The sequence below is a fragment of the Streptomyces tropicalis genome, assembly GCF_029269835.1.
Taxonomy (GTDB): Bacteria; Actinomycetota; Actinomycetes; order Streptomycetales; family Streptomycetaceae; genus Streptomyces; species Streptomyces tropicalis.
Map to the genome: position 1 here is coordinate 321,498 of NZ_JARJBB010000003.1, position 25,711 is coordinate 347,208.

Sequence of the window (25,711 nt, forward strand, 5' to 3'; positions counted from 1 at the left end):
GGCGAGGGAGCCCGCGCGGGGCGCCCGCCGATGTCAGCCGTCGTCGCCGGAGTGCGTGGCCGTCTTCGAGAAGCCGTCGTGCCACGCGGCCTTCGCGCCCGAGTCGCCGATCCGGTAGACCGTGATCACGGCGCCCACGGCCACCACCACGGACACCACCGCCGCGGCGATCCTCAGCACCGAGCCGGAGCCGGAGCGCGTTCCGCCCTCGGGCGTGCCCGTCCGCCGGGCGAGCCACCAGACGACGGCCGCGAGTACGAAGAGGCCCAGCGCCCAGGGCAGCATGCCGTCGCCCAGGTCCGCGTGCCGCCGGACCAGCGGGTCGCTGTCCACGTGGCGCTCCAGCCATTCGCCGGCGCTGGTCGTCAGGGGCACGCTCGCCAGGGTGACCAGCGCGAGCAGCGGAAGCACCAGGCCGAGCCGTCGTGCGCCCGCCGGCCACAGCGCGCAGACGACGAGCGCCACCGCGGTGAGGGGGACCAGCACGATCACGAAGTGGACCAGCAGGATGTGCGCGGGCAGGCCGTTGATCAAACTCATCAGGCGCTCCTTAGGGGGCGTCCGTGGGGGGTGCACGCGGGTCCGGCAGATCCGACCACGTGTTCGGGTGCGTCACACTGGCACAGCAACCTCTCAGGTTCCTCTGAGCACCGCGGCACCACGACGATCAACCGTTTCAGGCCCGCGCACCTCCGGCCGCCCGGACGCGCCCCCCGCCCAAAGCCCCCGGGGGCGGGGCGGGTGCGCCCAGCTCAGGCCGTCGCCGCGCCCGCCGCGGGCGGTGCCGGTGCCAGCTGCCGCGCCAGCCAGGTGGGGACACCGCCCAGGAGGCGGAACAGGCGCCGCGCCTCCTCGCGCAGCCGGGACGCCTCCGGCTCGGCCTCCGCGTCGGCCAGGGACGCCAGCGCCGGCGCCGTCCCGACCAGGTAGCCCAGCTCCTCACGGATCCGCAGCGACTCGGCGAACCCGTGCCGGGCCTCGGCCAGTTCGCCCTCGCGCAGGGCCAGCCCGGCCAGGTGCCGCCAGGTGAAGGAGAGCAGCAGGGGGTCCGGGTGCGCGGTGGCGCACGCGTGCGCGCGGCGGTACGCGGCGCGCGCGGCCTGCGGGGAGCGGGTGAGGTTCTCGGCGAGCAGCCCGCGCCGGAAGTCCAGCACGGCCCGCCCCGGCGACCCGGGCGGGATCAGCGCCGCGGCGCGGCCGAGCGCGGCCCGCGCCTCGTCCACCCGGTCCCGCACGGTGTGCACGGTGGCCGCGTAGGCGAGCTGCCCGCGCTCGCAGGCGGCCGCCCCGCGCTCCTCGTCGGTGTGCGCCAGGGCCTCGGCGGTGCGCAGCGCGTCCTCGGCCTCCGCCCAGCCTCTCTCGGTGTACAGGCACCCCTCCACGAGGAGCGTGGCCCGCTGCAGCGCGGCGGCCGCGGTGACCGGCCGGAGCAGCTCCGCCGCGTCGGCCCAGCATGCGCGCGAGCGCAGCCGCCACACCGCGGTCTGGAGTGGATCGTCACCGGCGGTCGTTCCGTCACCAGACATGGCGGTATGCGCCACGTTGCCCTCCCCGAGCACGCCATCGAGCCTTGAGTGGTGGCCGCATCTCAGCACGAATCCCGCAGCCCGGCCAAGAGGGTGGGTGAAGCTTTTCACAAAGTCGTGGGGCGGCGTCGGCGCGCCGCGCCGGAGCGCCGTCCCACGGGCCCGCTCAGCTCATCCGCAGGGCCAGGAAGAAGTCGAGCTTGTCCTCCAGCCGCGCCAGGTCACGGCCCGTCAACTGCTCGATCCGCCCGACCCGGTAGCGCAGCGTGTTGACGTGCAGGTGGAGCCGCGTCGCGCAGCGCGTCCAGGAGCCGTCGCAGTCGAGGAACGCCTCCAGGGTCGGGATCAGCTCGGCCCGGTGCCGCCGGTCGTAGTCCCGCAGCGGGTCCAGCAGCCGCGCAGTGAAGGCGCGGCGCACGTCGTCCGGGACGAAGGGCAGCAGCAGGACGTGCGAGGCCAGCTCCTGGTGCCCGGCGGCGCACACCCGGCCGGAGCGGGCGGCGGCCACCCGCCGCGCGTGCCGCGCCTCCTCCAGCGCCCCCCGCAACCCCTCCGCCGAGTGCACGGCCGCGCTGACGCCGAGGGTGACCCGTCCGTCGCCGTCCAGACCGGCCGCCAGCGGGTCGCGGACGGACGCCAGGAGCGCGTCGGCGAGGATGCCCGCGTCGGAGCCGCCCTGCTCGGAGGCGACGGCCGGGAGCGGGACCAGCGCGACGGCCTCGTCGCCGGTGTGGGCGACGGCGATGCGGTCGGACGGCTCGGGGCCCCCGGCCCGGGGGTCGACCAGGATCTCCTCCAGCAGCGCCTGGGCGACCGGGCCGGCCTCGACGGCCTCGCCGTCCCACTCGACCCGGGCCACGACCACCTGCCAGTGCGGGGCGGTGCCGAGGCCGGGCAGCAGCACCGGTGCCGCCACCCGCAGGCGCGCGGCGATCTCGGCGGGCGCCGCCCCGCTCTGCACGAGCTCCAGCACCTCCTGCGCGAGCCGGCGCCGCACCGTGCGGGCCGCGTCCCGCCGGTCCCGCTCCACCGCGATCAGCTGCGTGACACCCTGGAGCAGGTCGAGCCGCTCCTCGGGCCAGTCGCCCGCGTCCGCCTCGACGGCGAGCAGCCAGTCCGACAGGACCGTCTCCCGCACGTCCCGCGGGCCCTGCGGGGAGCGGCCGCCGCTGCGGATCGCGAACAGCGAGTACGGGGTGCCGTCCAGCGTCACCCGGTGCGGCGTCCGACGGCCCGTCCGGACGGCCGCGAGATGCTCGGCGGCGAGCCGGCCGCACACGTCGGCGGGCAGCGCCGGACCGGCCTCCTTCGCCCCCGCGATCAGCCGCCCGGCGGGGGAGAGCACCCACGCCCGCAGGTCCAGGTCGGAGCCGAGCAGGTCCAGGACCACGTCCGGGCCGCCGCCCGCCGGGCCGGACGTCATCATCCGCCGGTGGCGGTCCACCACCGCCGCGAGGTCGCCGGCGCGCTCGCCGGACACCTGGCGCACCACGTGCTCGGTGATCGTCGCGAAGGCGACCGACTCGTTCACCGCGAACAGCGGCAGCCGGTGCCGGGCGCAGGCGGTCACCAGGTCCTCGGGCACCTCGCCCAGCTCGGCCTCCCCGGCGGCCAGCGCCGCCACCCCGGCCTGCACCAGGATCCGTACGAACGGTTCGGAGTCTGCGGCGTCGCGGCGCCAGGCCAGACCGGTCAGCACCAGCTCGCCGCCGGACAGGTAGCGGCTGGGGTCGCGCAGGTCGGTCGTCATCACCCCGCGGACGCCGCGGTCCAGCTCGTCCTCGCCGCCGAGCAGCTTCAGGCCCAGCGCATCGGTGTCCAGCAGTGCGCGCAGCCGCATTCTCGTCGCCGCCGTTCCGTGTCTCGAAAACTGTGGTGGATCGTGGGGGCGGGCCCGCGCGTGTGGCCGGGCGTCGGGCTCCGCCGTGGCCGGTGCCCGCTCCCTTTGTTTCCGGAGGAAACTGAAGAGGTTACGGACGGCCTCCGTTCATACGAATCTACAAGATGGCTGCCGTGGCCAGCCAACTCCTTCATGGTTTCGGTGACTGACCCCGCTGGAGCACAGAGCTGTGTACTGAGGCCACTCCGCGTGAACAGCACATGAACGAGCCCGGCCCGCCGCGCACGGATTGGCTCGATCCGGACGACCCACGACGAAGAAGAGAGCCGGTCATGGACTTCCTTCGCCCCGCCAGCTGGGAGGAGGCGCTCGCCGCGAAGGCGGAGCACCCCACCGCTGTGCCGATTGCGGGCGGCACCGACGTGATGGTCGAGATCAACTTCGACCACCGCCGGCCCGAGTACCTCCTCGACCTCAACCGCGTCGGAGATCTCTACGAGTGGGAGGTCGGCGAGGACAGCGTGCGGCTCGGCGCCTCGGTCCCGTACGCGAAGATCATGGAGCACCTGCGGGCCGAGCTGCCCGGCCTGGCACTCGCGTCGCACACCGTCGCCTCCCCGCAGATCCGCAACCGCGGCGGCGTCGGCGGCAACCTCGGCACCGCCTCCCCGGCCGGCGACGCCCATCCGGCCCTGCTCGCCGCCGGCGCCGAGGTCGAGGTGCAGTCCGCGGCCCGCGGCACCCGCCTCGTCCCGATCGACGACTTCTACACCGGCGTCAAGCGCAACGCGCTCCAGCCCGACGAGCTGATCCGCGCCGTCCACGTCAGGAAGGCCGACGGGCCGCAGCAGTACTCCAAGGTCGGCACCCGCAACGCCATGGTCATCGCCGTGTGCGCCTTCGGTCTCGCCCTCCACCCGGACACCCGCACCGTCCGCACCGGCATCGGTTCCGCGGCCCCCACCCCCGTGCGGGCCGCGACCGCCGAGGACTTCCTGAACGCGGCCCTGGAGGAGGGCGGCTTCTGGGACAGCGGCAAGGTCATCACCCCGTCCGTCGCCCGGCAGTTCGCCGACCTGTGCGCCGCCTCCTGCAACCCGATCGACGACGTCCGGGGCACCGCGGGCTACCGCCGCCACGCGGTCGGCGTCATGGCCCGGCGGACGCTCACCTGGACCTGGGAGTCGTACCGCGGCACCCGCACCGCCTCGGAGGGAGCTGCGTAATGCGCGTCAAGTTCACCGTCAACGGACGGCCCCAGGAGGCCGACGACGTGTGGGAGGGCGAGTCCCTCCTCTACGTCCTGCGCGAGCGCCTGGGCCTGCCCGGCTCCAAGAACGCCTGCGAGCAGGGCGAGTGCGGCTCGTGCACCGTGCGCCTGGACGGCGTGCCGGTGTGCTCGTGCCTGGTCGCGGCCGGCCAGGTCGAGGGCCGCGACGTCGTCACCGTGGAGGGCCTGGCGGACCACGCCCGCCGGCGTGCCGCGGCGGGAGCCCGCGGCACCTCCCTCCCGGACGCGCAGCAGGCCCGCGGCGGCGCCGACTCGCACACCGGCGAGGGCACCGAACTCTCGCCCGTGCAGCAGGCGTTCCTCGACGCCGGTGCCGTCCAGTGCGGGTTCTGCACCCCCGGCCTGCTGGTCGCCGCCGACGAACTGCTCGAGTCCCACCCGAACCCGAGCGACGAGGACGTCCGCGAGGCCCTCTCGGGCAACCTGTGCCGCTGCACCGGCTACGAGAAGATCATGGACGCGGTCCGCCTGGCGGCCGCCCGGCAGGGAGAGGCGGTCTGAGCATGTCCTCCCCGAAGCACCCCACCGCCTCCGCACAGCGCGGCGCGCCCGCCGGCGCCCCCACGCGCATCACCCAGGGCTCGCAGACCCGCGGTGCCATCGGCGAGTCCACGCTCCGCCCCGACGGAACCCTGAAGGTCACCGGCGAGTTCGCGTACTCGTCCGACCTGTGGCACGAGGACATGCTCTGGGGCCAGATCCTGCGCTCCCCGGTCGCCCACGCGGAGATCGTGTCCATCGACACCGCCGAGGCCCTCGCCACCCCGGGCGTGTACGCGGTCCTCACCCACGACGACCTGCCCACCGAGGTGAAGAACTACGGCCTGGAGATCCGGGACACCCCGGTCCTCGCGTACGGCAAGGTCCGCCACCACGGCGAGCCGGTCGCCGTCGTCGCAGCGGCCCACCCGGAGACCGCGCGGCGCGCCGCCGCCAAGATCAAGGTGGAGTACCGGGAGCTGCCCGTCATCACCGACGAGGCCTCCGCCACCGCCCCCGGTGCGGTCCTCGTCCACGAGCACCGCACCGACCACCACGTCGGCCACGTCCCGCACCCGAACATCGTCCACCGCCAGCCCATCGTCCGCGGCGACGCCGCGGCGGCCGCGCGGCGGGCGGACGTGATCGTCCGCGGCGAGTACACCTTCGGCATGCAGGACCAGGCCTTCCTCGGCCCGGAGTCCGGCCTCGCCGTGCCGGAGGAGGACGGCGGCGTCCACCTCTACGTGGCCACCCAGTGGCTCCACTCCGACCTGCGCCAGATCGCGCCCGTCCTCGGCCTGCCCGAGGACAAGGTGCGCATGACGCTGGCCGGCGTCGGCGGCGCCTTCGGCGGCCGCGAGGACCTGTCGATGCAGATCCACGCCTGCCTGCTCGCGCTGCGCACCGGCAAGCCGGTGAAGATCGTCTACAACCGGTTCGAGTCCTTCTTCGGACACGTCCACCGCCACCCGGCGAAGCTGTACTACGAGCACGGCGCCACCCACGACGGCAGGCTCACCCACCTGAAGTGCCGCATCGTGCTCGACGGCGGCGCCTACGCCTCCGCGTCCCCGGCCGTCGTCGGCAACGCCGCCTCGCTCTCGGTCGGCCCCTACGTCGTCGACGACGTCGACATCGAGGCCATCGCCCTCTACACCAACAACCCGCCCTGCGGCGCGATGCGCGGCTTCGGCGCGGTCCAGGCGTGCTTCGCCTACGAGGCGCAGATGGACAAGCTGGCGAAGAAGCTCGGCATGGACCCGGTGGAGTTCCGGCAGCGGAACGCGATGGAGCAGGGCACGATCATGCCCACCGGGCAGCCGGTCGACTCCCCGGCGCCGGTCGCCGAACTCCTGCGCCGGGTCAAGGCGATGCCGCTGCCGCCTGAGCGCCAGTGGGAGAGCTCCGAGGGCGCGGACGTACGGCAACTGCCGGGCGGCCTGTCCAACACCACGCACGGCGAGGGCGTCGTGCGCGGCATCGGCTACGCCGTCGGCATCAAGAACGTCGGCTTCTCCGAGGGCTTCGACGACTACTCGACCGCCAGGGTCCGCCTCGAGGCCGTCGCCGGCGAGCCCGTGGCGACCGTGCACACCGCCATGGCGGAGGTCGGCCAGGGCGGGGTCACCGTCCACGCGCAGATCGCCCGTACCGAGCTGGGCGTCGCCCAGGTCACCATCCGTCCCGCGGACACGCAGGTGGGGTCGGCCGGTTCGACCTCGGCGTCCCGGCAGACATATGTCACCGGCGGCGCCGTCCGCCATGCCTGCGAACAGGTCCGCGAGCGGGTCCTGGAGCTCGGCCGGCGCCGCTTCGGCTCCTACCACCCGGCCTGGGCCACCGCCGAACTCCTGCTGGAGGGCGGCAAGGTGGTCACCGACGGCGGGGAGGTGCTCGCCGACCTGGCCGAGGTACTCGGCGACGAGGCCGTCGAGGTCGAGGACGAGTGGCGGCACCGGCCCACCGAGCCCTTCGACCTGCGCACCGGCCAGGGCAACGGCCACGTGCAGTACTCCTTCGCCGCGCACCGTGCCGTCGTCGAGGTCGACACCGAGCTGGGCCTGGTGAAGGTGGTCGAACTGGCCTGCGCCCAGGACGTCGGCAAGGCGCTCAACCCGCTGTCCGTCGTCGGCCAGATCCAGGGCGGCACCACGCAGGGTCTCGGCGTGGCGGTCATGGAGGAGATCGTCGTCGACCCGAGGACCGCGAAGGTGCGCAACCCCTCCTTCACCGACTACCTGATCCCCACCATCCTCGACACGCCGACGATCCCCGTCGACGTGCTCGAACTCGCCGACGACCACGCGCCGTACGGGCTGCGCGGCGTCGGCGAGGCGCCCACCCTGTCGTCCACCCCGGCCGTCCTCGCGGCGATCAGGGACGCGACCGGGCTGGAGCTGAACCGCACCCCCGTACGACCGGAACACCTCACCGGCACGGCGTGAGCGGGCCCCCGGGCGGCACCGCAGGACGTCCGAACCGTCCGCGCCGCCCGGGGGAACCCGCTGCCCGGGGACCCCTCCGCTCGAGGGCCCCCGGCGCAGCAGCACCCTCCGTTCGTCCTGGGCCGTCCCCCGGGTCGTCCATTCCCAAATCCCGCAGCCGCGCGTGCGGCCGGCGGACCGGCACGGCATGCCGGCGCCGATGCGGGTGCCCCTGTGAACCTTGGGAGATGGCACCATGACCCAGCAGTCCGTGGAGCCGAGGACCACCGCCGACGACGCGGGCGCGGGAACCCGCGTCCCGGCCGGCCGGTCCTGGCTCGACCGGTACTTCCACATCACCCCGCGCGGATCCTCGCTCGCACGCGAAGTGCGCGGCGGCGTCACCACCTTCATGGCGATGGCGTACATCCTGCTGCTCAACCCCCTGATCCTGTCGGGGAAGGACGTGGCGGGGGACACCCTCGCCCAGAAGGCCCTGATCACCGCCACCGCGTTCGCCGCGGCCCTCACCACGCTGCTGATGGGCCTCGTCGGCAGGGTGCCGCTCGCCCTGGCCGCCGGACTGTCCGTCTCCGGCGTCCTGTCCTCCCAGGTCGTCCCGCAGATGACCTGGCCGCAGGCGATGGGCATGTGCGTGGTCTACGGCGCGGTCATCATGCTGCTCGTGGTCACCGGCCTGCGCGAGATGATCATGAACGCGATACCGCCGGCGCTCAAGCACGGGATCACCATGGGCATCGGCCTGTTCATCGCGCTCATCGGCTTCTACAAGTCCGGGTTCGTGCACCAGGGCAGGGCCACCCCGGTCACCCTCGGCCCCGCGGGCGAGCTCGCCGGCTGGCCCGTCCTCCTCTTCGCCGGCACCCTCCTGCTGATCTTCGTGCTCCAGGCCCGCAACGTCCCCGGGGCCATCCTCGCGGGCATCGTCGCCGGCACGGTCGTCGCCGCGGTGCTCAACGCCACCGGGGTCGTGAAGGCCGCCGCCTGGGCCGCCGGCGCCCCCGCACTGCACGGCAGCGCGGTCTCCATGCCCGACTTCTCGCTCTTCGGGCACGTCGACTTCGGCGGGTGGGGCTCGGTCGGCGCGATGACCGTCGGCCTGATCGTCTTCACCCTCGTGCTGGCCGGGTTCTTCGACGCGATGGCCACCATCATCGGCGTCGGCACCGAGGCCGGGCTCGCCGACGGCGAGGGCCGCATGCCGGGTCTGTCGAAGGCGCTGTTCATCGACGGCGCGGGCGGCGCGATCGGCGGCGTCGCCGGGGGTTCCGGGCAGACCGTCTTCATCGAGTCGGCCACCGGAGTGGGCGAGGGCGCGCGCACCGGCCTCGCCTCCGTCGTCACCGGACTGCTCTTCGCGGCCTGCCTGTTCTTCACCCCGCTCACCGCGCTCGTGCCCCAGGAGGTCGCCTCCGCCGCCCTGGTCGTCATCGGCGCCATGATGCTGATGAACGCCCGGCACGTGGACTGGGCCGACCGCGCCACCGCGATCCCGGTGTTCCTCACCGTGGTCCTGATGCCGTTCACGTACTCCATCACCGCCGGTGTCGCCGCCGGAGTCGTCTCCTTCACCGTCATCAAGGCCGCCCAGGGCCGGGCGCGGGAGATCGGCGCCTTCATGTGGGGGCTGACCGCGGTGTTCCTCGTCTACTTCGCCCTCCACCCCGTCGAGGGCTGGCTGGGCGTCCACTAGGACGACCCTCGGCGCGTGGGGTCCCCCGGGACCGGCGGACCCCGCGCGCCTCCCCCCGACCGACCGCCGCCGCAAGGAGATCGACAGATGCTGGACATCGCCGAGGAACTGGACCGGTGGGTCCGGCAGGGCCGCGACTTCGCCGTGGCCACCGTGGTCGCCGTGGACGGCAGCGCCCCCCGCCTGCCGGGTGCCGCCCTCGCGGTGGACACCGACGGCGCGGCCGTCGGCTCGGTCTCCGGCGGCTGCGTGGAGGGCGCGGTCTACGAGCTGTGCCGGCAGGCGCTGGAGGACGGCGGGACCGTCCTGGAACGCTTCGGCCACAGCGACGAGGACGCCTTCGCCATGGGCCTGACCTGCGGCGGGACCATCGACGTCCTCGTCACCCCGGTCCGCGCCGCCGACCCGGCCCGGCCGGTCGCCGCGGCCGCGCTCGCCACCGCCGCGGGCGGCGGCGCGGCGGCGCTCGCACGGATCGTCACCGGCCCGCCCGAGCTGGCGGGCCGCGCCCTCCTGGTCCGTGCCGACGGCACCTACGAGGGCGGCTTCGCGGCCCACCCGGAACTGGACCGCACGGTCGCCGCCGAGGCGGCCGCCTTCCTCGACGCCGGCCGCACCGGCACCCTGGAGATCGGTGAGCGCGGCTCCCGCTGCGGGACCCCGCTCACGCTGTTCGTGGAGTCCTCGGTGCCGCCGCCCCGGATGATCGTCTTCGGGGCGATCGACTTCGCCTCCGCGCTGGTCCGCGCGGGCAGGTTCCTCGGGTACCACGTGACCGTGTGCGACGCGCGCCCGGTCTTCGCCACCCGCACGCGCTTCCCGGAGGCCGACGAGATCGTCGTCGAGTGGCCCCACCGGTACCTGGACCGCACCCGCACCGACGGCCGCACCGCCCTGTGCGTGCTGACCCACGACGTCAAGTTCGACGTGCCCCTGCTCCAGCGGGCGCTGCGGCTTCCGGTGGCGTACGTCGGGGCGATGGGCTCGCGCCGCACCCACCTGGACCGCGCCGACCGGCTGCGCGAGGCCGGGGTGAGCGAGCTGGAGCTGGCGCGGCTCCGCTCGCCCATCGGACTGGACCTCGGCGCCCGCACCCCGGAGGAGACGGCCCTGTCCATCGCCGCGCAGATCGTCGCCGACCGGCGCGGCGGCAGCGGGCGGCCGCTGGCCGGCGCGCACACGCCCATCCACCACGACGACCCGGCACCGGGCGTCCGCATCGACTCCGCTGTCTGACGATCCGTCAGTTCTGCTGCGGCGGCAGTGCGGACGGGTCATCCTCCGCCCCGTCCCGCCGCCACACCGGGCGGAACCGCAGCACCTCCGCGGTGGCCGCCCCGCTCGTGACGAACGGGTCCGAGGCCACGGCGGCCTCGACCGCCTCCCGCGGCCCCTCGGCGAGCACCAGCCCGCCGGTACGGGGCTCCAGCGGACCCGCGAGCAGGGCCAGCCCCTGGGCGAACACTCCCTGAGGATGGGCGTAATGGGCGTCCCTGAGCGCGTCGATCTCGGCCAGGGGCGCGTGGTAGCGGAACACGATGACGTACATGCCGCCAGTCAACGCCGTCCAACCGGCCCCGCACCAGGCCCCCTTGCCGGAAGGGCCATAGGCTCGGGCTTATACGTGGGGGGAGGCGCCGGTGCCGGACCGGCCGCGCCGGCGGCGGACGGGGAGCGGCGGTGGACGGGACGCACGGGCTCGAACTGCGCCCTCTGCGGTACTTCGCCGCCGTCGCCGAGGCGGGCACCGTCACCGAGGCCGCCCGCCGGCTGCACCTCGCCCGGCCCAGCCTTAGCCAGCAGATCGCGCAGCTGGAACGGCGCATCGGCATCCCGCTGTTCCGGCGCCTGCCCCGGGGGATGGAGCTCACCGACGCCGGACGCCACCTCCTGGCCGGAGTCCACCAGGCGCTGTCCGTCCTCGACACGGCGGTCGCCGCCGCCCGTACGCTCCCGCCGCCCGCCGCCGTCGGCGTGTGCCGGGGCGTGCCCGCGGAGGTGCTGGAGCACACCGAGCGGATCCTGACCCGTGACCGGCCGGTGCGGGCGGCCCACGAACGGGTCGACTCCGCCCGCCAGCCGGACCTCCTGCGCGGCGGAGCGCTCGCCCTCGGGATCCTCCGGGCGCCACTGGACCACGCGCGCGGGCCGGCGGTGCGAACGGTGCGGGACGAGCCCCTCGGTGTGGTGATGCACGGCGGACACCCGCTCGCCGGACGGTCCGAGCTGCGCTGGGACGACCTCGCGGCCCAGCGGCTGCTGTGGTTCCCCGAGCACCGGGCGCCCGGCTACGCCTCCGCCGTCCGTGCCCGGCTCGCGGAGCACGGCTGGACCCCGGACACGTTCGTCGAGGACAGCGGCAGCGGCACCCTGTTCCGTCATGCGCTGGTCGGCCGCGACGACGTCGTGGCGCTGCGCCCTGGGTCCGCCGCCGCGGACGCGGACCCCGCCCTCGTCCACCGCCCGGTCGGCCCCCGCCCGCCCCGGGAGCGGCTGCTGCTCGCCGCGGCCGCGGACTCCCTCTGGGCCGGCCTGCTGCCGCCCGTCACGGCTGTCTGAGGAGCCCGTTCACCGCCCTTCCGAAGACCGTGAGCGCGGTGTGCTCCACGACCGGGTCGAGGAGGCCGGGCAGGAAGCGCAGGCGGATCTCCTCCCGCCAGTGCACCCGGGTGCGGCCGCCGGGTCCGGGCAGCACCTCGATCTCCGCCCAGCCGCGCACCACCCGTCCCTGCTTCTCCAGCCGGCACAGCCCCGGCTCGCCGTCGACGGGGGGACGCCAGACGGTGACCTCCATCGGATCGTCGAAGCAGAACGGGCCGATCCCCGAACGGGCCACGAACCGTGTCCCCTCATGGGTCGGTTCCGGCGTGACCACGGTGACATGGGTCAACGGAACCACGTCGGCGTGGTGTTGCCACCGGGTGAGCCGGCGCCAGGCCTCGTCGAGGGGGAGCGGGGCGGTGCGTTCGAGGAAGAAGGTGACCACACCACGATCGTAGGCAACCACGCCCACCACGCCGGATGTTCGCCCGCGGGTCACACGGTTGGCCCATACGGGGCCGGATGGGTGAGGCGGTGTGCTGCGCATCGCCCGGGCCACCTCGCGCACCGAGGTCGCGTGGCTCGAGGAGACGCTCGCCGACCTCGCCGGCCTGCCGGGTGGAGGGGACACCTCCGCACCGCCGCGGTCCGGCCGCCCCGCTCGCCGCCGCGGCCAGGGGACCGGTGCCCCGCCCGCCGTCGGGGTCGTCGCGGCCACCACCGCGGCACTCGGCACACCGGTACCGGACTCCTGGGGCCGGCGCGGCCCCGACCCGACGGCATCCCGGCGGCCCGCTCCAGCCCGCGGGAGTCCCCGGCCTTCGAGCCAGGCGCGGCGGGGCCGGGCCGCCATCGCTCCCGGCCCCGCTCCCGCACGTCCTGCGCACCGGGCGCCCGGCGCTGTACCGGGCGTTCACCGTGTCCGCTGCCGGCTCCGTCACCTGCTGCGTGGGCAGCACCTGTGTCCCCGCGCACCTGCCCGCGCGGACCGAAAGGACCCGCACGGCCCGAAGCGGGAGCGGCTCACCGATCCCGGTCGGCGGCGTCGCCGAGCGCGACGCGCCGTGGCTGTCCGCCCTCGCGCGGGTCGCGGTCGTCGCCGTCACCCCCGTCGCGGGCGCGCCGGCCGGCCGCGCCGGACGCCGGCCCGTGCTGCCGGCCCTGTGCGCTCCGTCCGTGGTCGTGCCGGTGGCGATGTTCGCGCCGACGACCGGGGGGCGCCGCACCTGGACGCTGGCCGGAGCGGTGGTCGTCGCCCTCGTCGCCGGCGGGGTGGGCGCGGTCGGCGACTCGGCCGCCGCCGGGCGGCTCCCGGTCGCGGGGCGGCTGAGCGGACCGGCCGTCGCCGCGGCGGCCGCGACCGTCTTCGGCGGTCTGACGCCGTACGCGTCCCGGGCCCCGGTCGACGCGGGCGGCCGGCGCTCCCTGCCCGGCGTCCTGGCCGCCGTCGGGGCCTGCTCGCGCTGCCCGTGCTGTGGTGTCCGCCGGAGGCGGCGGTACGGACCGTCCGCGGGCAGCGGGGTCCGATGGCCTCCGTACGGGGGAAGGCCGGGGCCGCCGGGCAGGGATGGCCTTGCCCGGGTGCGGGCCCCGGCCGTACACATGGAGAGGGGGCGTTGCGGGCCGCTCGTGGAGGCTCGCAACGCCCCCTGGCACTCACCTGGGGGGTCGCTCGGGAACCGTCAGCCGGTCATGAGCCGACCTGCGCGGTGACCAGGCCGGAGAAGGCGGTCAGCCGGGTGTAGACACCCGGGTAGCCCGCCTCCGCACAGCCGTTGCCCCAGGAAGTGATCCCTGCCAGGACGCCCCCGATGATCAGGGGACCGCCGCTGTCGCCCTGGCAGGTGTCTACGCCGCCGGATGTGTATCCGGCGCAAACCATGTCGCTCGCGACGAAGTCGGAGCCGTAGGAGTCCGCGCAACCGGAGTCGGCGACGACCGGTACCGTCGCCGTCCGCAGCTGGTTGGAGGAGCCGCCGCTCTCGGACGTGGTGCCCCAGCCGAGGATGCGCGCCGTCGTGCCGGCCGCGTACACCCCGGTGTCCGAGGGCGAGGCGTACGGAGCCGCCTTGTACGGCATCGACGTCGACAGCGTGATCACCGCCACGTCGTCGCCCCTGGTGGCGTCCGTGTAGTCCGGGTCGATCCATATCCCGCTGACCGTGCTGACCGTGCCGTCCGTCCCGTTCAGGAAGGTCCGGCCCCCCACCACCCGCACGCCGCCCGTGGTCTCGCCGACCATGCAGTGCGCCGCGGTGACGACCTTCCGGGCCGCCACCAGGGTGCCGCCGCAGAACTGGTTGCCGGACACGTCCGTGATCTGCATGACGAACGGGTACGCCGAGGTCGTGGTCGCCGTGCCGCCGACGACGGGCTGGGGTGCGGCGGCCGCCGAGGGGGCGGTGAACAGCGCGGTCACGGTGACGGCGGCACTGGCCGCGACCGCTGCCGCGGCCCGTCTGGCGGGGGTGAGCCCGAACATGCGTCTCCTCGTGGGGCCGGCCGGTGGGGGTTCGCACGGGCGGTGTGGTGCACGGGGGTCTCGGGACAGACCCCCGTATGCCCGAGCGAGCGGCACGCCACTTACGCTATGGCGCGGCGTACCGTGCCCCAATGAGGGAACCCCCTAGGGGAGTTGGTCAGGGAAAACCCTCGGTCGCCGTTCGACGCGCCGACGGGCGGCCTCCCTCACTGGGCCGCAATCAGGAGTTAACCTGGGCTGCCCTCACTTCGCGCGTCGGGCCGCCGCCAATCGGACGATGTCCACGCGCGAGCGGATCCCCAGCTTCCGGTAGACCCGGGTGAGGGTCGCCTCCACCGTCTTCACACTGACGTACAGCCGTGCGGCGATCTCCCGGTTGGTCGCGCCCTCCATCACGAGCGAGGCCACCTGACGCTCCATCGAGGCCAGCCCGTCCAGGGCCGCGGGGGCCACCTCGGGTTCGGCCGGGCGGGCGACGGCGGCCGCGTCCAGCCGCCGCAGCCACGGCACCGCGCGGCAGCGCCGGAACAGCCGCGCCGCCTCCTCGTACGCCGCCGCCCCCGGGCCGGCGCTCCCCCCGGACCGGCCGGCGCCCGCCGCGCGGGGCAGTGAGCGGAGCTGGGCCAGAGCGAACGCCGCTCGCGCCTCCTCCAGGCCGTGCCCCAGCTTCGCCAGCCGGCCCTGCACGGACACCAGCTGGGCGACCGCGGTCTCCTCGTCCCCGCGGGCCGCCCGGACCAGCGCCTCGGAGCGGTCCAGCACGGCCAGCACGCTCTCGCGGTCCAGCCGCCGCGCGTGCTCCCGCGCCACGTCGATGACGTCCTGCGCCTCGGCCGGCTCCCCGATCCGCACCAGCGCCTCCGCCAGGTCGCCGTGCCAGCGGCCACGCGCCGGGTCGGTGATGCCGAGGGCGCTCTCCAGCTCGCGCACCCGGCGCAGCGAGGCGACGGCCGCCTGCGCGTCCCCGGCCACCAACTGGGCGTAGCCCAGCGCGGCCAGGGCACGCGACAGGTACATCGGGTCGCCGTCCTCCTCGGCGTGCCCCACCGCCTCCCGGGCCAGCGACTGCGCCCGCTCGGCGTCCCCTCCGGACGCCTCGGCGATGGCGGCCAGCATCGCGGAGGCGCTCTCCCCGATGCCGGTGTCCCGTGCCATCCGCAGGCTGTCGCGGGCCAGGTCCATGGCCCGGCCGCAGTGCCCGGAGCGCAGCTCCGTCTCGGCGAGCAGCCGCACGAAGTGCACCTCGCTCTCGACCATGCCCCGCCGCCGCACCTCGCGCAGCAGCGCGGTGATGGTCGCCCGCGCCTCCGTCAGCCGGTCGCTCATCAGCAGCCAGCGGAACCGGGCCGAGCCGACGCCGTTGTGATGGCATGCCACATACGGGTCCTGCGGCTCCCTCAGCGCCCGCCTGATCGTGACCGGCGCGTCCGGGTGACCCATCAGGGTCTCCGTCGACGCCTGGAAGGCCAGCGCCATCAGCTCGGTGCGGCGGTCCCGGCCGCGCGCGGCCAGCTCCGCCGCGTGCGCGGCCTCCTCCCGCGCCTCGGCGAAGTCGCCCCCCACGACAAGCCCGCGCCAGGCCAGCTGATAGTGCACCAGGGCGAGCAGCCCCGGGTCCTCGCCCGCGTCGGCCAGCGCCTGCGGGAAGACGGCGTCCACGTCGCCGAGGGCCTGCCCGGCCGCCTCGATCACCACCATCCAGGCCCGCACCCGCTCCGCGGGGACCGTCGCCCGGGTCAGCACCTCGCGGGCGATGTCCCGCGCCAGGTCCACCTCGCCGGCCGTGATCGCGTCGTCGGCCGCCTGCAGCCGGCGCTCGTCCGGGCCCGGCAGGCTGTCCGCCGGGGTGTGCCGGGCGGCCAGCAGGCCGAGCGAGGCCGCCACCGACGGCGCACCGCGGTCCCGCGCCAGCGCCGCCGTCCCGGCGAGCCGGGCCGCGACCTCCGGGTCCGTGCCGGTGGTGGCCAGTGCCAGGTGCCGGGCGCGCTCGATCGGGTCGGAGGCCGCGGTGGACAGCGCGGCGTGCGCCGAGCGCCGCTCCTGCACGGACGCCTCCGCGTACAGCGCGGCCGAGATCAGCGGGTGCGCGAACCGCAGCGTGGGCCCCTCCGGGTCGGTGGCCAGCAGCCCCAGCTCGGCCGCCCGGGCGCACTCCGTCTCGGCGTTCTCCCGGCCGGCCGCGCGCAGCAGGGCCGGGGTGGGGCGGGCACCGGCGCTCGCCACGAGCAGGGTGCGGCGGGCGTCGTCGGACAGCATCTCCAGCCGGCTCAGCACCAGCGCGCGCAGCGAGGTCGGCACCGGCAGGGGCTCGCCCGGACGGGGCGCGGCCGTGCTCTCGGCCAGCGCCCGGCCCAGCTCCAGCGCGAAGAGCGGGTTGCCGCCGCTGGTGCGGTGGATGTCGCGGACCGTGGAGCGGGGCAGCCCGGTGTAGCCGCGGTTCTCCAGCAGGGTGGACACCTGGCCGCGGGAGAGCGGGCCGAGCCGCACGGCCTGCGTGTCGGGCGGGCAGGCACGCAGGTAGCGGTCGTACTCCTGGCCCTCGGTGCGCACCGCGCACACCATCCGCACCGGCGTCTCGCCGAGCCTGCGGGCGGCGAAGCCGAGCAGTTCGGCGCTGGCCGGGTCCAGCCACTGCAGGTCGTCGGCGACGACCAGGACGGGACCCTTGGCGGCGAGCGCGCGCAGCGCCGACAGCACGGCCAGGCGCAGGGCGAGGCCGTCGCGCTGGAGCGTGGACTCGCCGCGTCCGGTGAGCGCGGACTCCAGGGCGGTGCGCTGGGCGGAGGGCAGTCCGCCCGACACCTCGTCCAGGACCAGCCCGAGCAGATCGGCGAGCGCGAGGAAGGGCAGGTGCGATTCGGACTCGGTGGCCGAGCAGCGCAGGACGGTGCGGGCCGACGGGGCATATTCCGCGGCCAATGCCCGCAGCACGGTCGACTTTCCTATTCCGGCGGGACCGTGCAGCAGGACACTGCCGCCGCCGGCGAGCTGGGCGCGCGCCGCGGCGGCCGGCTCCTCCCGGCCGATGACCTGGTCGGAGCGGCAGCTCGCAGGGTCCTTGGAGTCCCGTTGCACGGTCACCGCTCCCCTCGTGTGTCGTGTCCGCAGCAAATTCTAGGCAACGCGCCCTTGAATTCGGACTTCCGGGGTGGTGAGGGAAATAACAACACGCCGACGCGAACGAATTCACCGCCCCGCGGGCGAAATCCGGCCCCTCCCGGCGACGCGGCGCACCGCCCCGACCACCGTACTCCGCCCGGGCGGCCGGCCCTTGCCCCGTCCGCTCCCCGGGCGGGGACCGGGGGACGGGGCGAGGACATCGCACCGGGGTGCTCACCTGCGGGGCCGGTCCGCGGGGCGCGCCGGGCCACCCTGCCCGCCCGCGGTGCCGGTACGCGGTACTGGTCCGCGCCGGCCGCCCGCGGTGCCGACCGGGCCGGGGGCGCCGCGGGGCCGGCCCGGCCCGGGCTCGGCCTGCGGCACGCGGCAGGAGACGCTGCGTCCGGCCGCCGCGGTCCGCGTGCGGGATCCGCCTGCGGGCCGCCGTCCCGCCGGTGCCGCATACGTAGGGGACCGCCCGTCCCGCCGGGGCCGGCGTCTGAGGGCCGGGGCGGGCGCCCGGAGGCCCGGCCGAGCGCCCGGGCCTCCGGGCCAGGGCGGACGCACCACCGGAGCGGGCCGGGCAGGCCGTCCGCCGGCCCCGGCGAGGCGGACGTCCCCGGTCCGGAGCGGAGCGGGGGACCTGTGAAGATTCTCCGGTCCGGCGGGGGACCTACGGGAGTTCCCCCGTGCGGCGGGCCGCGGCGACCGCCTCGCCGCGGGTGTGGGCTCCCAGTTTGCGCATGGCGGAGCGCAGATAGCCCTTGACGGTCTCCGGGCGCAGCCCCAGCCGCGCCCCGGCCGCCGCGTTGGTCGCCCCAGCGGCCACGCAGGCCAGCACGTCCAGCTCCCGCGGTGCCAGTCCGGCACCGCCCCCGGCCGGGCCGCCCGCCAGCAGGCCGCACGCGTCCAGCAGTTCCGCCCGCAGCATCGGATCCGTGATCCGCGGGGCGAGCGCGCGCAGCGCCGCGTGCGCCTCCCGCACCTGCTCACGGGCGGACCCGGACGGCTCGTCCGGACACGACGCCGGCCACGCCGCCGACAGCAGCGCCCGCGCCTCCTCGTGCACCACCAGCGCCTGCTCGACGTCCCGCGCCGCCGCCACGGCCGCGCACAGCGCGCGGTCGCCGAGCGGCTGCGCCGACCGCAGCGCCCCGTACAGCACCCCGCGCACCCGCCGCCGTACCACCACCGGCACCGCCAGCACCGAGCGCAGTCCCTCGGCGGCGACGGGGATGTCGTACTCGTGGCTGATCCGGGGGGAGGAGGAGTAGTCCGTCACCGCGCAGGGGCGGGCGAGCGCCACCGCCCTCCCGCCCAGCCCGTTGCCCGAGGTCACCGCGAGCGAGCTGAGCGCCCGCGTCGTCGTGCCGCTCAGTTCGCTGATCCGCACCCGCGGCCCGCCCGGCTCCACCAGCCCGCCGAAGACGACCGGCAGCCCCGTCGCGCGCCGCAGCCGCAGCAGCGCACCCCGAATCTCGCCCGCCGCGGACGCGTCCGATGTCACCTGCTCGCCCCTTCCTCGCCCCTCCCACCCCCGTTCGGGGGTAGTGAGACCTGCATCACGGATTACACGATGGCGGAGCCGCCCGGCAATGGTCCGGCACCGAGGAGGACAGATGACGACGGCGACCGAGGACTTCCGCAGAGCGCGCGACTTCCTGCTGGAGCACCGCGAGGACTACGCAGCGGCCCACGCGGGCTTCGAGTGGCCCCGGCCCGAGCACTTCAACTGGGCGCTGGACTGGTTCGACGTCGTCGCCGACGGGAACGACCGCACCGCACTGCACATCGTCGAGGAGGACGGCACCGAGACCCGGATCTCCTTCGCGGAGATGGCCGCCCGCTCCAACCGGGTCGCGTCCTGGCTGCGTGCCCGGGGCGTCGCCGCCGAGGACCGGATCCTCGTCATGCTCGGCAACCAGGCCGAACTGTGGGAGACGGCGCTCGCGGCGATGAAGCTGCGCGCCGTGGTCATCCCGGCCACCCCGCTGCTCGGCCCCGCCGACCTGCGCGACCGGGTCGACCGCGGCCAGGTCCGGCACGTGGTCGCGCGCGCGGAGGACACCGCCAAGTTCGCCGAGGTGCCCGGCACCTACACGCGGATCGCGGTCGGCGGCCTGCCCGAGGAGGGCTGGGAGCCCTACGAGGACGCCTACGCGGCCCCCGCCGAGTTCGTCCCCGACGGCCCCACCCTCGCCGACGACCCGCTGATGCTGTACTTCACCTCCGGCACCACCGCGCACCCCAAACTGGTCGAGCAGACCCACACCTCGTACCCGATCGGGCACCTGGCCACGATGTACTGGATCGGCCTGAAACCCGGCGACGTCCACCTGAACATCTCCTCGCCCGGGTGGGCCAAGCACGCCTGGTCGAACCTGTTCGCCCCGTGGAACGCCGAGGCCACCGTCTTCATCCACAACTACACGCGGTTCGACGCGGCCCGGCTGATGGCCGAGATCGACCGCGCCGGGGTCACCACCTTCTGCGCGCCGCCGACCGTGTGGCGCATGCTCATCCAGGCCGACCTGACCCAGCTGCGCACCCCGCCGCGCGAGGTCGTCGCCGCCGGGGAGCCGCTGAACCCCGAGGTCGTCGACCAGGTCAGGCGCGCCTGGGGACGGACCGTCCGGGACGGGTTCGGGCAGACCGAGACGGCCGTGCAGGTCGCCAACAGCCCCGGCCAGCCGCTGAGGACGGGCTCGATGGGGCGGCCCAGCCCGGGCTACCGGGTGGAGCTCCTGGACCCGGTGACCGGGGCGCCGGGCGCCGACGAGGGCGAGATCGCGCTCGACCTGTCCCAGCGGCCGGTCGGCCTGATGGCGGGCTACCACGGCGACGCGGACCGCACCGCGGAGGCGATGGCGGGCGGCTACTACCGCACCGGCGACATCGGCTCGCGCGACGCGGACGGCTACATCACCTACGTCGGCCGCGCCGACGACGTCTTCAAGGCGTCCGACTACAAGATCAGCCCCTTCGAGCTGGAGAGCGCCCTGCTGGAGCACGAGGCCGTCGCCGAGGCCGCCGTCGTGCCCGCGCCGGACCCGCTGCGGCTGGCCGTGCCCAAGGCGTACGTCGTGCTGGCGGAGGGCTGGGAGCCGGGCCCCGACACCGCCGAGATGCTCTTCGAGCACTCCCGGCAGGTGCTCGCGCCCTACAAGCGCGTCCGGCGCCTGGAGTTCGGCGCGCTGCCCAAGACCGTCTCCGGCAAGATCCGCCGGATCGAGCTGCGCCGGGCCACGGCCGCCGGCTCGGAACAGGAGTACCGCGAGGAGGACTTCCGGTGAGCGAGCCGTCGTACAGCCACGGGACGAGCAGCACGCCCCTGCTCGGCGACACCGTCGGCGCCAACCTCGACCGGGCGGTCGCCGCCTTCGGCGACCGGGAGGCCCTCGTCGACGTGGCCTCCGGCCGCCGCTGGACCTACGCCGAGTTCGGCGCCGCGGTCGACGAGGTCGCGCGCGGCCTGCTCGCCAAGGGCGTGGCCAAGGGGGACCGGGTCGGCATCTGGGCGGTCAACTGCCCCGAGTGGGTGCTCGTCCAGTACGCCACCGCCCGCATCGGCGTCGTCATGGTGAACATCAACCCCGCCTACCGGGCGCACGAGTTGAGCTACGTGCTGCGGCAGGCCGGGATCTCCCTGCTGGTCGCCTCGCTCGCGCACAAGGGCAGCGACTACCGGGCGCTGGTCGGGCAGGTGCGCGGCTCCTGCCCGGACCTGCGGGAGACGGTCTACATCGGCGACCCGTCCTGGGACGGCTTCGTCGCGGGCGCCGGAGCGGTGCCGCCCGGGCGGACGGCCGCGATCGCCGCCGAGCTGAGCTGCGACGACCCGATCAACATCCAGTACACCTCCGGCACCACCGGCTTCCCCAAGGGTGCGACCCTCTCCCACCACAACATCCTCAACAACGGCTACTGGGTGGGCCGTACGGTCGGCTACACCGAGCAGGACCGGGTGTGCCTGCCGGTGCCCTTCTACCACTGCTTCGGCATGGTCATGGGCAACCTCGGCGCGACCTCGCACGGCGCCTGCATCGTCATCCCGGCACCGTCCTTCGACCCGGCCGCCACGCTGCGGGCGGTGCAGGAGGAGCGCTGCACCTCGCTGTACGGGGTGCCGACCATGTTCATCGCCGAGCTGAACCTGCCGGACTTCGGCTCCTACGACCTCTCCTCGCTGCGCACCGGGATCATGGCGGGCTCGCCCTGCCCGGTGGAGGTGATGAAGCGGGTGGTGGCGGAGATGCACATGGCGGAGGTGTCCATCTGCTACGGCATGACCGAGACCTCCCCGGTCTCCCTCCAGACCCGCCGTGACGACGACCTGGAGCACCGCACCGGGACCGTCGGGCGGGTGCTGCCGCACATCGAGGTGAAGATCGTCGACCCGGCGACCGGCGTGACGGTGCCCCGCGGCACCCCCGGCGAACTGTGCACCCGCGGCTACAGCGTGATGCTCGGCTACTGGGACGAGCCGGAGAAGACCGCGGAGGCCGTGGACCCCGGCCGCTGGATGCACACCGGCGACCTCGCGACGATGCGCGAGGACGGATACGTCGAGATCGTCGGCCGCATCAAGGACATGATCATCCGTGGCGGGGAGAACATCTACCCGCGCGAGATCGAGGAGTTCCTCTACGGCCATCCGAAGATCCGCGACGTGCAGGTGGTCGGCGTGCCGCACGAGCGGTACGGCGAGGAGGTCCTCGCCTGCGTCATCCCGCTCGACCCGGCGGATCCGCCGACGCTGGAGGAGGTGCGCGCCTTCTGCGCCGACCGGTTGGCGCACTACAAGGCGCCGGCGCGGCTGCGGATCCTGGACGCCTTCCCGATGACGGTGTCGGGCAAGGTGCGCAAGGTCGAACTGCGGGAGACGTACGGCGGGTGACACGCCGTCGGCGGAGCGCGGGGCCCGGTGCTGCGCCGGGTCCCGGCCGCGGACCCCGCCCGGGTCCGGTCAGGCGCCCGCGGTGTGCAGCGCGTCCGCCGGGCCGTTGACCGCCCGCGGACGGCCCGTGGGATCGAGGACGAACAGCGGGATCCCCAGGGCGTCGGCGCAGGCCCGGGCGTCCTCCGTGTAGCCGGCGAGGGAGAAGCAGGCACAGTCCGCGGACTCCGTCATCGCCGTCAGCCACAGGCACTCCACGTCCCGGAGCGAGGCGGGCCGGGCGGCGGCCTCCACCTGGGCCAGCAGCCCGCGCGCGGCGAGGCCGATGCCGGACGGCGGCCGCTGGTCGGCCCGGCGGATCTGCTCGAAGCCGAGCCAGCGCAGGTACAGTGCGGCGGCGGTGACCGCGTCGCGGGGGCTCCGGATCGCGAGCGACCGGAAGGCCGGCCGCGGCCGGACCACCGGGGAAGCGGTGACCTCGTGGGCGGGCCCGCTCGTGACGGCCGCGTGCGGCACCGGCCCGGCACCGCCGCCCGGCGCCGCTCCCCGCCCCGGCCCCGGGACCGGACGGCCCGGAACCGCGCGACCCGTGCCCATGTCCCGCTCCGGGAAGGGCGGTTCGTCGTTCGTGTCGGCCCCCGGGTCCGGCAGGTTCCCGCCCGGGCTCCACTCCCGGGCCGACGGGTCGGTGTCCGCACCGTACGCGGACACCGACCGCTCGCCGTCCACGTCGTCGTTCGGGTGCGGAAGTTCGCCGCCTCCGGCGCTGTGGCGAGTCCGCCCCGCGCCCGAGTCCTCTTCCCGGGGCGGCAGATCGACCCCGTGGTTCCGTCCCGTGCCCGGACGGCCCCCGCCCGTGGACGGGCGTCCCGGCTCCACGTGCTCCGCGGCGTGTTCCGCCGCGGGCTCCCCGGGCGCGGCCTCCGTCACCGGGATGCGCAGCATCGTGCCGCACGGGCAGCCCAGTTCGGGGCGGGGCCAGGGGTCGTGGCGGCCGCAGTGGCCGCAGCGGACGGTGATCCAGTCCTCCTCCCAGACGCGGTGGACGACCGGGGCGGGCGCGACGCCGCGCACGGGCGACGGGGCGACGGGCGCGCCGCAGGCGCAGGGATAGGACGGCACGACGTAGACGTGCTCGCGCCGGCAGGCCGGGCAGCACACCGGCACGCTCTCGGGCATGGACCCTCTCCAGGGCGTCGGGTCGGGCGGCGGGGCGGGGCTCGGGGTCGGGCAGCCGTTCCATCGTGCTCCAGGGGGCCCCGGACTGTCCGTCGCTTTCGGGCAGTGCCGGGCCCGACCTTGCCCTCTCTTGACGCCCTTCGGGCACCACACCTACATTGATTTCAAATAGCAGAAGATTTTTTCCGCTATACGGAAAATAACCGGAAAGCGTGACGGAGAGACTCACCGCGGGGCGCGACGGGAGTGCGAATCCGGCAGCCGAGGCAGGAGTTACCGATGGCCCGAATGACCGCTGCCCGCGCGGCAGTTGAGATCCTCAAGTGCGAGGGCGTCACCGACGCGTTCGGTGTGCCGGGCGCGGCGATCAACCCCTTCTACGCGGCGCTCAAGGAGTCCGGCGGCATCCACCACACCCTCGCCCGGCACGTCGAGGGCGCCTCGCACATGGCGGAGGGCTACACCCGCACCGCCCCGGGCAACATCGGCGTGTGCATCGGCACGTCGGGCCCGGCCGGCACCGACATGATCACCGGTCTGTACTCGGCCGTCGGCGACTCCGTCCCGATCCTCTGCATCACCGGCCAGGCCCCGACCGCAGTGATCCACAAGGAGGACTTCCAGGCCGTGGACATCGCCGCCGTGGCCCGGCCGGTGACCAAGATGGCCATGACCGTGCTGGAGGCGGCGCAGGTCCCCGGCGTCTTCCAGCAGGCCTTCCACCTGATGCGCTCCGGCCGCCCCGGCCCGGTCCTGATCGACCTGCCCGTCGACGTCCAGCAGACCGAGATCGAGTTCGACCCCGGCACCTACGCCCCGCTGCCGGTCCACCGGCCGGCCGCCACCCGTGCCCAGATCGAGAAGGCGATCGGCATGCTGAACGCGGCCGAGCGCCCGCTGATCGTGGCCGGCGGCGGCATCGTCAACGCCGACGCGTGCGCACTGCTCGTGGAGTTCGCCGAACTGACGGGGATTCCGGTCGTGCCGACCCTGATGGGGTGGGGATCGATCCCCGACGACCACGAGCTGAACGCGGGCATGGTCGGCCTGCAGACCGCGCACCGGTACGGCAACGCGACCTTCCTGGAGTCGGACTTCGTCCTCGGCATCGGCAACCGCTGGGCCAACCGCCACACCGGCCGCCTCGACGTCTACACGCGCGGCCGCACCTTCGTCCACGTCGACGTCGACCCCACCCAGATCGGACGGATCTTCGCCCCCGACTACGGCATCGCCTCCGACGCGAAGGCCGCCCTCGAGCTGTTCGTCGAGGTGGCCGGGGAGCTGAAGGCGGCCGGCCGGCTGCCCGGGCGGGGGGAGTGGGCCGCCGCCGCGCAGGAGCGCCGGGCGCGGCTGCAGCGCCGCACGCACTTCGACGACGTGCCGATCAAGCCGCAGCGCGTCTACGAGGAGATGAACAAGGCCTTCGGCCCCGGGACCCGCTACGTCTCCACCATCGGCCTGTCCCAGATCGCCGGCGCGCAGATGCTGCACGTCTACCGGCCCCGGCACTGGATCAACTGCGGCCAGGCGGGCCCGCTCGGCTGGACCGTGCCGGCCGCGCTGGGCGTGGCGAAGGCCGACCCCGGGGCGCAGGTGGTGGCGCTCTCCGGCGACTACGACTTCCAGTTCATGATCGAGGAACTGGCCGTCGGCGCGCAGCACCGGATCCCGTACGTGCACGTGCTGGTGAACAACTCCTACCTCGGCCTGATCCGTCAGGCGCAGCAGGCGTTCGACATCGACTTCCAGGTGAACCTCGAGTTCGAGAACCTCAACGCGCCCGAGCTGGGCGTCTACGGCGTCGACCACGTCAAGGTCGCCGAGGGCCTCGGCTGCCTGGCGATCCGCGTGACCGAACCGGGCGAGCTGGGCGCCGCCTTCGAGCAGGCGAAGAAGCTCGCCGCCGAGCACCGGGTGCCCGTGGTGGTCGAGGCGATCCTGGAGCGGGTCACGAACATCGCGATGTCGACCACCAACGACATCGGCGCGGTCGTCGAGTTCGAGGCCCTCGCCACCGAGCCCGCCCACGCCCCGACCGCCATCAGGGCCCTCACGTCCTGACCCGCACCCACCACCCGGGGCGGCCCACCCGTGAGGGGGCCGCCCCTTCTCCCGTACGGGCGCGGCGCCGTGCGGCGCGGGCATGACGGCCGTCGGCCGCCGGGACACGGCCCGCCGGGCGGAGGGGGCGGGCGTCCAGGGGTGAACGGCCGGGCCGTACGGCGCCGTACGC

18 protein-coding genes are annotated in these 25,711 nt (G+C 74.9%); 9 read left to right on the plus strand and 9 right to left on the minus strand.

Annotated features, from left to right (window positions below; genetic code table 11):
* Positions 1-33 precede the first annotated feature (33 nt).
* From P3H78_RS07985 to P3H78_RS07995, 3 genes are all read right to left on the minus strand, one after another.
* Entirely contained in the window at positions 34-540 is a 507-nt protein-coding gene (locus P3H78_RS07985) for a DUF2231 domain-containing protein (RefSeq protein ID WP_276108121.1), read from the minus strand.
* A 212-nt stretch (positions 541-752) separates the two neighbouring features.
* The gene (locus P3H78_RS07990) at positions 753-1,526 is read right to left on the minus strand and encodes a hypothetical protein (RefSeq protein ID WP_276108122.1); all 774 of its coding nucleotides are present in this window, start codon (positions 1,524-1,526) and stop codon (positions 753-755) included.
* Positions 1,527-1,692: 166 nt separating this feature from the next.
* Positions 1,693-3,366: a PucR family transcriptional regulator gene (locus P3H78_RS07995; RefSeq protein WP_276108123.1), complete on the minus strand. Its 1,674-nt coding sequence runs from the start codon at positions 3,364-3,366 to the stop codon at positions 1,693-1,695.
* A 332-nt stretch (positions 3,367-3,698) separates the two neighbouring features.
* Between P3H78_RS07995 and P3H78_RS08000 the strand changes: the two genes are divergently transcribed.
* The 5 genes from P3H78_RS08000 to P3H78_RS08020 all read left to right on the plus strand — a co-directional run bounded on the left by P3H78_RS08000 (position 3,699) and on the right by P3H78_RS08020 (position 10,513).
* Positions 3,699-4,592 carry an FAD binding domain-containing protein gene (locus tag P3H78_RS08000; RefSeq protein ID WP_276108124.1) on the plus strand — a complete coding sequence of 298 codons (894 nt, stop codon included), beginning with the start codon at positions 3,699-3,701 and terminating at the stop codon, positions 4,590-4,592.
* On the plus strand, positions 4,592-5,158 hold the full coding sequence (locus tag P3H78_RS08005; RefSeq protein WP_276108125.1) for a (2Fe-2S)-binding protein: 567 nt from the start codon (positions 4,592-4,594) through the stop codon (positions 5,156-5,158). Before P3H78_RS08000 ends, P3H78_RS08005 begins: the two co-directional genes overlap by 1 nt.
* Positions 5,159-5,160: 2 nt before the next feature.
* Positions 5,161-7,584 (plus strand): xanthine dehydrogenase subunit D, encoded by a 2,424-nt coding sequence (gene pucD / locus P3H78_RS08010; RefSeq protein WP_276108126.1) that lies wholly within the window; start codon positions 5,161-5,163, stop codon positions 7,582-7,584.
* A 235-nt stretch (positions 7,585-7,819) separates the two neighbouring features.
* Complete coding sequence (locus P3H78_RS08015) at positions 7,820-9,277, plus strand: NCS2 family permease (protein WP_276108127.1); 1,458 nt, start codon at positions 7,820-7,822, stop codon at positions 9,275-9,277.
* Positions 9,278-9,364: 87 nt separating this feature from the next.
* Positions 9,365-10,513 carry an XdhC family protein gene (locus P3H78_RS08020; RefSeq protein ID WP_276108128.1) on the plus strand — a complete coding sequence of 383 codons (1,149 nt, stop codon included), beginning with the start codon at positions 9,365-9,367 and terminating at the stop codon, positions 10,511-10,513.
* A 7-nt stretch (positions 10,514-10,520) separates the two neighbouring features.
* On the opposite strand, the gene P3H78_RS08025 is transcribed toward P3H78_RS08020, so the two are convergent.
* Positions 10,521-10,826, minus strand: coding sequence for a YciI family protein (locus tag P3H78_RS08025; RefSeq protein WP_276108129.1), 306 nt, complete (start codon positions 10,824-10,826; stop codon positions 10,521-10,523).
* Between the two features lie 131 nt (positions 10,827-10,957).
* Here P3H78_RS08025 and P3H78_RS08030 point away from each other — a divergent pair, with 131 nt between their 5' ends.
* Complete coding sequence (locus P3H78_RS08030) at positions 10,958-11,836, plus strand: LysR family transcriptional regulator (RefSeq protein WP_276108130.1); 879 nt, start codon at positions 10,958-10,960, stop codon at positions 11,834-11,836.
* Here P3H78_RS08030 and P3H78_RS08035 read toward each other — a convergent pair.
* The 4 genes from P3H78_RS08035 to P3H78_RS08050 form a co-directional block, all read right to left on the minus strand.
* Positions 11,823-12,263: an SRPBCC family protein gene (locus P3H78_RS08035; protein ID WP_276108131.1), complete on the minus strand. Its 441-nt coding sequence runs from the start codon at positions 12,261-12,263 to the stop codon at positions 11,823-11,825. The two genes, P3H78_RS08030 and P3H78_RS08035, sit on opposite strands and share 14 nt — an antisense overlap.
* Positions 12,264-13,508: 1,245 nt before the next feature.
* On the minus strand, positions 13,509-14,300 hold the full coding sequence (locus P3H78_RS08040; protein ID WP_276108132.1) for a S1 family peptidase: 792 nt from the start codon (positions 14,298-14,300) through the stop codon (positions 13,509-13,511).
* A 243-nt stretch (positions 14,301-14,543) separates the two neighbouring features.
* The gene (locus tag P3H78_RS08045) at positions 14,544-17,381 is read right to left on the minus strand and encodes an ATP-binding protein (protein ID WP_276108133.1); all 2,838 of its coding nucleotides are present in this window, start codon (positions 17,379-17,381) and stop codon (positions 14,544-14,546) included.
* A 691-nt stretch (positions 17,382-18,072) separates the two neighbouring features.
* Positions 18,073-18,906: a helix-turn-helix transcriptional regulator gene (locus P3H78_RS08050; protein WP_276108134.1), complete on the minus strand. Its 834-nt coding sequence runs from the start codon at positions 18,904-18,906 to the stop codon at positions 18,073-18,075.
* Positions 18,907-19,018: 112 nt separating this feature from the next.
* On the opposite strand from P3H78_RS08050, the gene P3H78_RS08055 reads away from it, so the two are divergent.
* Together P3H78_RS08055 and P3H78_RS08060 are read left to right on the plus strand one after the other, a co-directional pair.
* Positions 19,019-20,692 carry an AMP-binding protein gene (locus P3H78_RS08055; RefSeq protein WP_276108135.1) on the plus strand — a complete coding sequence of 558 codons (1,674 nt, stop codon included), beginning with the start codon at positions 19,019-19,021 and terminating at the stop codon, positions 20,690-20,692.
* Entirely contained in the window at positions 20,689-22,296 is a 1,608-nt protein-coding gene (locus tag P3H78_RS08060; RefSeq protein ID WP_276108136.1) for an AMP-binding protein, read from the plus strand. Before P3H78_RS08055 ends, P3H78_RS08060 begins: the two co-directional genes overlap by 4 nt.
* A gap of 69 nt (positions 22,297-22,365) precedes the next feature.
* Here the strand turns inward: P3H78_RS08060 and P3H78_RS08065 are convergent, their stop codons facing one another.
* The gene (locus P3H78_RS08065; RefSeq protein WP_438827921.1) at positions 22,366-23,475 is read right to left on the minus strand and encodes a hypothetical protein; all 1,110 of its coding nucleotides are present in this window, start codon (positions 23,473-23,475) and stop codon (positions 22,366-22,368) included.
* Positions 23,476-23,754: 279 nt separating this feature from the next.
* Here P3H78_RS08065 and gcl point away from each other — a divergent pair, with 279 nt between their 5' ends.
* Positions 23,755-25,539, plus strand: coding sequence for a glyoxylate carboligase (gene gcl / locus P3H78_RS08075; RefSeq protein WP_276108138.1), 1,785 nt, complete (start codon positions 23,755-23,757; stop codon positions 25,537-25,539).
* Positions 25,540-25,711 lie beyond the last annotated feature (172 nt).

What these genes read in the sequence shown, in the direction of transcription:
- P3H78_RS07990 (WP_276108122.1), bottom strand. Translation starts at nt 1,526, where the DNA reads ATGTCTGGTGACGGAACGACCGCCGGTGACGATCCACTCCAGACCGCG.
- P3H78_RS08065 (WP_438827921.1), bottom strand. Translation starts at nt 23,475, where the DNA reads ATGCCCGAGAGCGTGCCGGTGTGCTGCCCGGCCTGCCGGCGCGAGCAC.
- P3H78_RS08025 (WP_276108129.1), bottom strand. Translation starts at nt 10,826, where the DNA reads ATGTACGTCATCGTGTTCCGCTACCACGCGCCCCTGGCCGAGATCGAC.
- P3H78_RS07995 (WP_276108123.1), bottom strand. Translation starts at nt 3,366, where the DNA reads ATGCGGCTGCGCGCACTGCTGGACACCGATGCGCTGGGCCTGAAGCTG.
- P3H78_RS08015 (WP_276108127.1), top strand. Translation starts at nt 7,820, where the DNA reads ATGACCCAGCAGTCCGTGGAGCCGAGGACCACCGCCGACGACGCGGGC.
- pucD (WP_276108126.1), top strand. Translation starts at nt 5,161, where the DNA reads ATGTCCTCCCCGAAGCACCCCACCGCCTCCGCACAGCGCGGCGCGCCC.
- P3H78_RS08020 (WP_276108128.1), top strand. Translation starts at nt 9,365, where the DNA reads ATGCTGGACATCGCCGAGGAACTGGACCGGTGGGTCCGGCAGGGCCGC.
- gcl (WP_276108138.1), top strand. Translation starts at nt 23,755, where the DNA reads ATGGCCCGAATGACCGCTGCCCGCGCGGCAGTTGAGATCCTCAAGTGC.
- P3H78_RS08040 (WP_276108132.1), bottom strand. Translation starts at nt 14,300, where the DNA reads ATGTTCGGGCTCACCCCCGCCAGACGGGCCGCGGCAGCGGTCGCGGCC.
- P3H78_RS07985 (WP_276108121.1), bottom strand. Translation starts at nt 540, where the DNA reads ATGAGTTTGATCAACGGCCTGCCCGCGCACATCCTGCTGGTCCACTTC.
- P3H78_RS08005 (WP_276108125.1), top strand. Translation starts at nt 4,592, where the DNA reads ATGCGCGTCAAGTTCACCGTCAACGGACGGCCCCAGGAGGCCGACGAC.
- P3H78_RS08055 (WP_276108135.1), top strand. Translation starts at nt 19,019, where the DNA reads ATGACGACGGCGACCGAGGACTTCCGCAGAGCGCGCGACTTCCTGCTG.
- P3H78_RS08000 (WP_276108124.1), top strand. Translation starts at nt 3,699, where the DNA reads ATGGACTTCCTTCGCCCCGCCAGCTGGGAGGAGGCGCTCGCCGCGAAG.